Origin of the sequence: Weissella muntiaci, from assembly GCF_008107635.1 — a bacterium.
Lineage (GTDB): Bacteria > Bacillota > Bacilli > Lactobacillales > Lactobacillaceae > Weissella > Weissella muntiaci.
In genome coordinates, this window is sequence record NZ_SDGZ01000025.1 from 33169 (window position 1) to 41096 (window position 7928).

The window sequence follows — 7928 nt, forward strand, 5'->3', positions numbered from 1 at the left end:
AGTAGAGAAGTAGAAAACTCTACTTTTGTCAGGAAAACGAAATGAGGAAGAAGTTATGTTATATGGAAATTTAGATGATCTAATGGCAATTGACGACGGTATTAAAGACTTGTACCTAAAACGTCAAGGTCTTGAAACAAACTACGTGCATTTAAATGACCAAATTTTAAATTTGGATCTTAAAATGATCGATCAACGGCAGTTCATTCAACATCACCCTAATAGCTTTTCGGGTACGCTCGAGAAGCGCGCCCTAAACAGAAATAAAAATGAATATCAGGAATTGGTTAAGCAAAAAGAATCAATTCAAAATGAGTACAAAGAAGTCAATCAACAATTAGAAACTCGACTTGATTCAGCATACAAACAGGAATTTGGTTTCAAACAAAGTGTTCGTGAGGCAGTTGATAAACAAGCGGCGAAGCAAACGGCAAGTAAATCAACCCCGTTTAGTGATCGAGTTGAACAGGCACAGGCAGCACAAAAATCAGTGGGACAAAATACAGAGGTCAAAGAAGCAGCTAAGACAATGAAGTAGAAAAGTAGAGAAGTAGAAAACTCTACTTTTCTACTTTTTCAAATAATCGCGGAGTAAGTTATGAATCAGAAATCGATTAAGGGTTTGAAAAAGGAAATCGTCCGAGAGAGCGCACTAGAAGTGGGATATTACGAAGGTACTCGTGAAGCAATAATGGTCGCCGCACCAGATATTCTAGAGAAAGTTATGGCAAGCGATGTTGCTGGGTATCTAACAAAATTGGCGACCAACAATGACATTGGTTTTGATAATTTGTTTGTTTCAGAAGCAGTCAGGTTAATGAGTTACTCAGAGTTTAAACAGGTAGCCCACAAGTTCTTTGGCTACACCAGGACAAATGAAGAAATCTTAGCTGAGCCTATTACATTATCGCGGGCCGCCTATGAGAATCTTCAAGAAAGAGCAGAAAACAATTTTATGAATAAAACAACTAGCAAAGCAATAAGCACAAAAAGTTTGGAGATCCAGGCTGAAAATGAACCAGTGGCATACAATCCATTAACAGAGGAGATTGCATACCTGGTATCAGATAGCAGCAATGCAGTGCCTTATTTTGACGAGAATTTGATCAGTAATTACAAGAGTGAACAGCCTGAATTAAGTTTGATTCTTGCGAAAATTAAATCCCACGTGAGTCCGGATTTGTATCAGCAGATTCATTCGTTTTTGCAAGGTATGGATCCAATTGGCTCGTCAAAAGATCCAGTGTTTATGGAAACTTTTGTTGAGTTGGCTAACCAAGTATTAGAAGCTAATGATCAACAAATTATTCAGCACTCGGCACAAGATCAGGCTACGAATGAATCATGGCAGTTACATTATTTCCTTGATCAAAATACAATGCCAGGTATCAATAAAGACGAAGTTATCAATTACTTGGAGCACGAGGTTGCTGCATATTATCGTGGTAGTTTGGCTGAGTTGAGGATCTTTGATAAAGACGACGTGGAGGTTGAAAGTTATTTAGTTGATCGAGATACCTTTATAGGTAATGAGATTAATCAGGTTAAGTCGTATACACAAAACGATAATTATGTTGACCTAGCTACCGGCTTTAAATTACAAAACTTAGGTGTAGAGATTACACCAGAGGTTTTGAATGATTTTCTTAACGCTGAACCAAAACAAAGTAATTTAAAAAAGTAGAGAAGTAGAAAACTCTACTTTTATGTATTGTGAAAATTTTATATAATTGGAGGATACAGATGATCGGAGAATATAGCGTTATGAATTGGGTACAACTACTTGGGATCCTTGGAGCGTTGGGGACTATAATAACAGTCTTCATTACTATGTCTCGGGATAATAAAAGGCTTGATAAGGGGATTGATGAATTATCAACTGACCATAGTAAAATTCTAAATAAGCAGAATGATACAGAAAAATTTCAGATAGAGCATCTTACTAAAATAGAAGGCTCGATTTCTTCAATTAATCAAGATATTACTGATGAAAAGAATAAAATAAGTTTGATGAATGCAAATGAAGAAAACGCAAGATTTTCAGCAAAACTCCTAGGTAAGTATGTAGATGACGCACAAACTAATCGGCTGGCAGCAGAAAGTGAAACGAAAAGGTGGGAAGCTAAATATTATGAACTTGCACAACGTTATGATCAACTACGTGAAGAATTAAAACAGGCGCAAAACTTGAATGTTGAACTCAGTATAGAAATAAAAAATTTACAACCACACCATGGTCCAACTTTAGGTGGTCGTAGTCGTTAAATTTGAAAGCAACCTTAATTTAAAGGTTGCTTTTTATTTTGAGAAAAGAAAGGTAGTAACAACATGGCTGATGTAGATAAAAATAGTCAGGAATACTTTAACGAGTGGTATGGAAGTTTAGCGGATAATATCAAGCAAATTAATTCAATGGTTGGAATACAAGCAGTGCCAAAAGAATTATTTCCAGCACGTTTAGATACATTGTTATTATTTGCAGACGATCCAAACGAGCCTTTGAATGAACTCTCAAAGGCATTTATTAGAAAAAATCTAAAGCCTAATAGTAATAGAGATTTTGTATTTACTTATGGATCGGGAACTCAATTTAAAACTGTGATTTATGACTTTAATGGGGAATCACAATCCAATGATTTTAGAACTTTGGCAGGGGCATTATTGAATGCGACAAATGATTTACCGTTAGATGAAATTTATTCTCAAGAGGAAATACTTTTAGCAAACAATCGAAGTGATCTGTCAGTAGATCAAATAAAGAAGTTGTTTATTCAAAATGTTAAGGGCGGACAATCAACGGCAGTAAATGAAAATACTGATGAGGTCGATCTGCAAAATATGATCAAAAACAAAGATTACAAGGGACTTTCAGATACGTTGAAAAATGGCGTGAAGAATTATCTTAATACTGATCAGTATAAGAATTATTTGAAGTTTATTGCGAAGTTTCATAAGTATTCGAGTAGAAATAATCAGTTGATCTTAATGCAAAAGCCGGAAGCGAGCAATGTTGCCAGCTTTAAAAAATGGAAAGAGTTAGGCCGCTCAGTTCAAAAAGGATCTAAAGCTTTATATGTATATGCGCCTATGAAGGTCAAAAAGAAAGACGCCAATAATAAGCCGATTGTAGATAAAAATGGCGAAATTCAAACAGAAACATTTTTTAGATTAGTTCCGGTATTTGATGTAAGTCAGACGCAAGGAAAAGAATTACCAGTGCCAATTTCTGAATTGACGAATGACTTAGGTGGATCACAAAATTTCCCAGAAGTGTACCGATCATTGAGTGGAGTAGCAAACGTACCAATTGAAATGCGCGATGAATCCAAGATAGAAGCTGGAGCAAAAGGTTATTACTCTCCAACTGAAAATCTGATTGTTATTAAGGCGGCAATGGGCCAAGAACAGACCATTAAAACTTTAATTCATGAAATTGTGCATTCAGAATTGCACGCAAATTCACAGGCAAGATTTGGTAGCAACGATTATTCAGTGCAGGAATTTGAAGCCGAATCAGTCGCATATATTGTGGCAAATCATTTGGGAATCGATACAGCTCAGTATTCATTCGGTTACTTAGCTTCATGGACTGATAACGGAGCAAAGTTAGAAGAGTTTCAAACTAGCTTAGAAACAATTACCAACGAGGCTAGAAGTTTGATCAACAAGATTGATGAAACGTTGGAAAAGTCGCTTAGTTTATCGAAGCCAGAAAATAAGTTTGAAGAGCGCGTAAGTGAAGCTCAACAAGTTGTAAAAGCAGTTAGTGCAGCAGTTGGAAGTAAGGTGGTTGAAGCCACCCCAAAAGTGACAAGCCTGTAAATCTATTAGAAAAAAGGGTGCAGGCGCTTTCAAGTAGAATCAATCATGACCAGGAGGACGATGATTAAAATGGCATTCAGTGAAGTTGAAATGTTAGAAGTGATTAGTGAAATTATGTTGGTAGATCCAGCGAGTGAGACGCCCAAAATCAAAGAAGATTTAAAAGATGTGAACCAACATCAATTAACCAATTTGATTATTGGGTTAGCAAACAGCTATCACGATAATGAGATCGATGTGGATCTTGATAAATATAAGCAGACCGTTTTAGCAATCAAAGATATTAAGTCAGATAGTGATTTTGATACGCTGATGGATAGTTTTTTTGCGGCATATCCAGAATAGTTAGGGTAGAGCAATCGGGGTGCTCGGCACCCCAAACCCCGCGGAATAAAGAGAAGAAAAACAAGCTTTTTCTTAGCCATGAAGAGTAGGCTTTATCTTTTGCAAGCAGAGCAACATGGTACCATGTCGCGATATTTTAGATATAACCCCACCAAGAAAACGGTTGGGTTGTATCTAATAGTTGGGGCGTTGCCCCAATCCCCATTTATAAAACATAGTAATAATTTTTGCACCAGCTATTTTGTAGTTGGTGTTTTTTACATAACCAAAAAGAGAAAGGAAATCATTATGACAGCTCAAAAAAAATATGAATTACAAAGACCAATACAGAAAAAATTCAGAGTTAGCAAAGAAGAAAACGAGTATATCAACAAGAAAGTTGAGGCAAGTATATTCAATAATTTCCAGAATTTTGCACGAATGATGTTGATTAATGGAGAAGTAAAATATGTTGATTATTCTGAATTGCGAACACTAAACAGCGAAGTGAATCGAATTGGAAATAACGTTAATCAACTTGCTAAGTTGGCCCACTTGTTTAATGAAATATCGCCGGAAGAAGTTGCTGAACTTGAAAAAATTTTGAGTGATTTAAAGGAACTTGTATCAAATAAATTAGATCAGGAAATCAGAACAGAGAAGATAATCGGCCAGAATGAGGAACAGATTACGCCGTCAGATGTGATTAATTCGCTGATCGAAAATAATAAAGAAGAGAGTAATTAAAATGGTTTATACGAAGCACAAAACAATTGGCAAGCTATCTCATTTAGGAAGTGCCACGAGTTACGTCGAGAATGCTTTGAAGACAGTAGTTGAAAAAAGTGAGAGTTCACACCTGGATAATATTTTTCCTTACATCATGAACGACGATAAAACTCTGAGTAAACAGTTGGTTTCGGGTTACAAAATTATCGACGTATACAATGCAGAAGAAGAATTTTTAACAACCAAAGAGATCGCGGCAAAACAAAAAGGCACTAACTATGAATTGAATCCGGAGACAGGGGAACTTGTATTTCAACGTAGTTCTTTAGAGAAAAATAATGCGGTCTTAGGACACCATTTGATTCAATCCTTTTCGCCAGAGGATCATTTAACTCCAGAAGAAGTTCATGAGATAGGTAGGAAAACAGTTCTCGAATTGACCGGAGGAGAGTATGAATTTGTAATTGCTACTCACGTGGATAAGGGACACTTACACAATCACATTATCTTTAATTCAACTAACCTGGTCACTGGTAATGCTTTTAGGTGGCAGAAAAATACCAAGCGTACCTTTGAAAAAATATCGGATAAGATTGCGGAAAAAGCTGGTGCAAAAATCATTGTTAAGTCGCCAAGACAGACCCACCAGAAATATACGTTGTGGCAAACTCAAAATATTTACAAAAGTAAGATCAAGCAACGTTTAGATCACTTGTTACAATTCAGTTCAGATATTGAGGACTTTAAAACAAAAGCAGCAGCATTAAATTTAGAAGTAGACTTTTCGGGAAAGTGGGCCACGTATAAATTGCTTGATGAACCACAGATCAAAAACACCCGTGGTCGATCACTACAAAAAAGCGATCCAGAAAAATATAATCTTGATAAAATCATCGACACATTAAAAGACAACGTGGATCAAAATATTAGTGTTGACGATGTAGTATCGAGTTACGAAGAAAAAGTAGAGACAGTAAAAAATGATTTTGATTATCAATTAATTTTGGAACCTTGGCAGATCGATCAAGTCACTGATCGTGGAATATATGTAAAAGTAGACTTTGGAATTAGTCAGAGTGGTCAGATATTTGTACCAGGGTTTAAGATCGATCAATTAGAAAATGGTGGAGCGTCATTGTACATAAAGCAGAGTGATTATTTCTACTTTATGAATGAGAAGAAAGCAGATAAAAACAGATATTTGACTGGAGCAAGCCTGGTTAAACAGATGAGTTTGTACAATGGCACAATCCCAATCCGAAAGGAAATGGTTATTTCAACAATCGATGAAATGATGAAAGCAATTAATTTTTTGGCTGATCATGGCGTAACGAGTGGTGCACAAGTTGATAACGCAGTAGATAAATTGAAGAATGCCGTACAGGAAGCCCAGGACAAATTGAGCGAGCTAGATGATAAAATTATTGAACTTAATTTGACAGTTAAAAAAATTGCGACGGGGGATATTGCAGAAAATTCACCCGAGGGTATCACAATTGACCTCATTCAGTCGGAGATACAATCTAACCAAACGTCGAGAAAACTCTTAGATAAAAAACTAAACTCAACGTTGAAAGAATTCGAGTATTTGAATGAAGTAGTTGCAACTAAACGAAAAGTCGAAAATAAAGAAGGCCCAAAATTACATTTTTGATTATGTATAATAAAAATTGAATAAAATAAAGGATATGTGATATATGATATTAGCAAATGGTGAATTTGGGTTGCTTTTTAAAAATTGGAAAATGGAGAACTGGACGGTTTTTTATACGGCTTCTGCTTCATTTGTCGCGTTGTTGGCAATAATAGCAGGAACGGCATGGGTCGTGTATCAAGTGAAAAAGGATAATCGAAGGGCACTGTATAGTAACAAAGTAGAGGTTTTTAGTTTGTTTAACATGATTTTATCTGATTATGATAAAAGTTTGTTGAATGTGTACGAATATACTGAAAGAGATGACGAACGTGGGGTAGATTTAAATCATTCTGTTTGGGGAACAGCAATCACTGCTTTTAGAACTACTAGAATGGCGAATCTTAGTTTAATGTTAGTTCTCGATGACAGTGGAAAATGGAATCAGTCGAATGACCCAAATCAACTTGAAGTAAAATTTAATAATGAAATATTATATATAGAAAAAATGAGGCAGTACGCTGCCACGTCATTTAAAAAAAAGGAAACTGCAAAATTAGTTAGTACATTTCTTAAAAATTATAAAGAGGTGTTAGCAACTTTTATGTTTCTTTTGAAGTTTGCTGAAAATAATGGAGAAACATTTGAAGAAGTGTTTGATGATTTAAAAGGTATTCCTGTAATTGACGAGCAACATAACCAAGAGAAGCTTGAATTACAAATTGAGGAATTGCATAAAGTTTATTTGGACCGAAAAAATGTATTGAACAAAATAACAAAAGAGGCGAAAATAATTTCTTGAATTTGTTTGATGAGGGGGCACGATCGACCGAGCTCAGTCTGAGGTATAATTAAAGTGAATATCGAGCAAGTTTTGGAAAAGACATTTAAATTCAGTGAATCAAAATTGAAGAATTAGGAGAAATAAACATGGTAGCAAAACCAGTACCTTATGAAGTAGAACTTCGAAGTGAAGAAATTTTGAAGGGACTGCTTAGAAATGGCAAGTTAAGTAGAACTGGAGAAGACAGTGAAATTGAGGTTCGCCTGGTAAATGGTAAAATCATGCACGATTATTGTGACGTTCTTTATCGTGTAAATGATTATGGTCAGTCTGTGGTGGATATTACATGGGTTAAAATTGAAGACTTTAAAAATTTAAAATTACATGGATCTTATAATACCCATTTCAATGAAATGAATTATGACGTCAACGGATTGATTATTTCAGATACAGATGGTGCGACAATTACCATATCCATTTGAATTGGATATACCAAAGTTCGTTTACATAATGCGTATTATGAATAGTTGCCGCAATGGCGCGTTTTAAGACACTTTGTGAACAAGGATCAATTCACAAACTAAAAAGAACCCTCTCAGGACGTTTCACAAGCGTTGATGTGAACCCCAAAAGTTG

The 7928-nt window shown here is 35.6% G+C and carries 9 protein-coding genes; all 9 read left to right on the forward strand.

Annotated features, from left to right (window positions below; all coding sequences use genetic code 11):
* Window positions 1-55 precede the first annotated feature (55 nt).
* The gene (locus ESZ50_RS10320) at window positions 56-538 is read left to right on the forward strand and encodes a hypothetical protein (RefSeq protein ID WP_148623692.1); all 483 of its coding nucleotides are present in this window, start codon (window positions 56-58) and stop codon (window positions 536-538) included.
* 60 nt (window positions 539-598) lie between these two features.
* Window positions 599-1684: a hypothetical protein gene (locus tag ESZ50_RS10325; RefSeq protein WP_148623694.1), complete on the forward strand. Its 1086-nt coding sequence runs from the start codon at window positions 599-601 to the stop codon at window positions 1682-1684.
* Between the two features lie 59 nt (window positions 1685-1743).
* Window positions 1744-2265, forward strand: a complete 522-nt coding sequence (locus tag ESZ50_RS10330; protein ID WP_148623696.1) for a hypothetical protein — start codon at window positions 1744-1746, stop codon at window positions 2263-2265.
* A 63-nt stretch (window positions 2266-2328) separates the two neighbouring features.
* A complete protein-coding gene (locus ESZ50_RS10335) occupies window positions 2329-3822 on the forward strand; it encodes an ArdC-like ssDNA-binding domain-containing protein (protein WP_148623698.1) in 1494 nt (497 codons plus the stop codon).
* Between the two features lie 69 nt (window positions 3823-3891).
* A complete protein-coding gene (locus ESZ50_RS10340; protein ID WP_148623700.1) occupies window positions 3892-4167 on the forward strand; it encodes a hypothetical protein in 276 nt (91 codons plus the stop codon).
* A gap of 99 nt (window positions 4168-4266) precedes the next feature.
* Complete coding sequence (locus ESZ50_RS10345) at window positions 4267-4893, forward strand: plasmid mobilization protein (RefSeq protein ID WP_342781912.1); 627 nt, start codon at window positions 4267-4269, stop codon at window positions 4891-4893.
* Between the two features lies 1 nt (window position 4894).
* Window positions 4895-6529: a relaxase/mobilization nuclease domain-containing protein gene (locus tag ESZ50_RS10350; protein WP_148623702.1), complete on the forward strand. Its 1635-nt coding sequence runs from the start codon at window positions 4895-4897 to the stop codon at window positions 6527-6529.
* Window positions 6530-6572: 43 nt separating this feature from the next.
* A complete protein-coding gene (locus ESZ50_RS10355) occupies window positions 6573-7310 on the forward strand; it encodes a hypothetical protein (protein WP_148623703.1) in 738 nt (245 codons plus the stop codon).
* 128 nt (window positions 7311-7438) lie between these two features.
* Window positions 7439-7774, forward strand: coding sequence for a hypothetical protein (locus ESZ50_RS10360; RefSeq protein WP_148623705.1), 336 nt, complete (start codon window positions 7439-7441; stop codon window positions 7772-7774).
* The last annotated feature ends 154 nt before the right edge of the window (window positions 7775-7928 follow it).

What these genes read in the sequence shown, in the direction of transcription:
- ESZ50_RS10320 (WP_148623692.1), top strand. Translation starts at nt 56, where the DNA reads ATGTTATATGGAAATTTAGATGATCTAATGGCAATTGACGACGGTATT.
- ESZ50_RS10325 (WP_148623694.1), top strand. Translation starts at nt 599, where the DNA reads ATGAATCAGAAATCGATTAAGGGTTTGAAAAAGGAAATCGTCCGAGAG.
- ESZ50_RS10330 (WP_148623696.1), top strand. Translation starts at nt 1,744, where the DNA reads ATGATCGGAGAATATAGCGTTATGAATTGGGTACAACTACTTGGGATC.
- ESZ50_RS10335 (WP_148623698.1), top strand. Translation starts at nt 2,329, where the DNA reads ATGGCTGATGTAGATAAAAATAGTCAGGAATACTTTAACGAGTGGTAT.
- ESZ50_RS10340 (WP_148623700.1), top strand. Translation starts at nt 3,892, where the DNA reads ATGGCATTCAGTGAAGTTGAAATGTTAGAAGTGATTAGTGAAATTATG.
- ESZ50_RS10350 (WP_148623702.1), top strand. Translation starts at nt 4,895, where the DNA reads ATGGTTTATACGAAGCACAAAACAATTGGCAAGCTATCTCATTTAGGA.
- ESZ50_RS10355 (WP_148623703.1), top strand. Translation starts at nt 6,573, where the DNA reads ATGATATTAGCAAATGGTGAATTTGGGTTGCTTTTTAAAAATTGGAAA.
- ESZ50_RS10360 (WP_148623705.1), top strand. Translation starts at nt 7,439, where the DNA reads ATGGTAGCAAAACCAGTACCTTATGAAGTAGAACTTCGAAGTGAAGAA.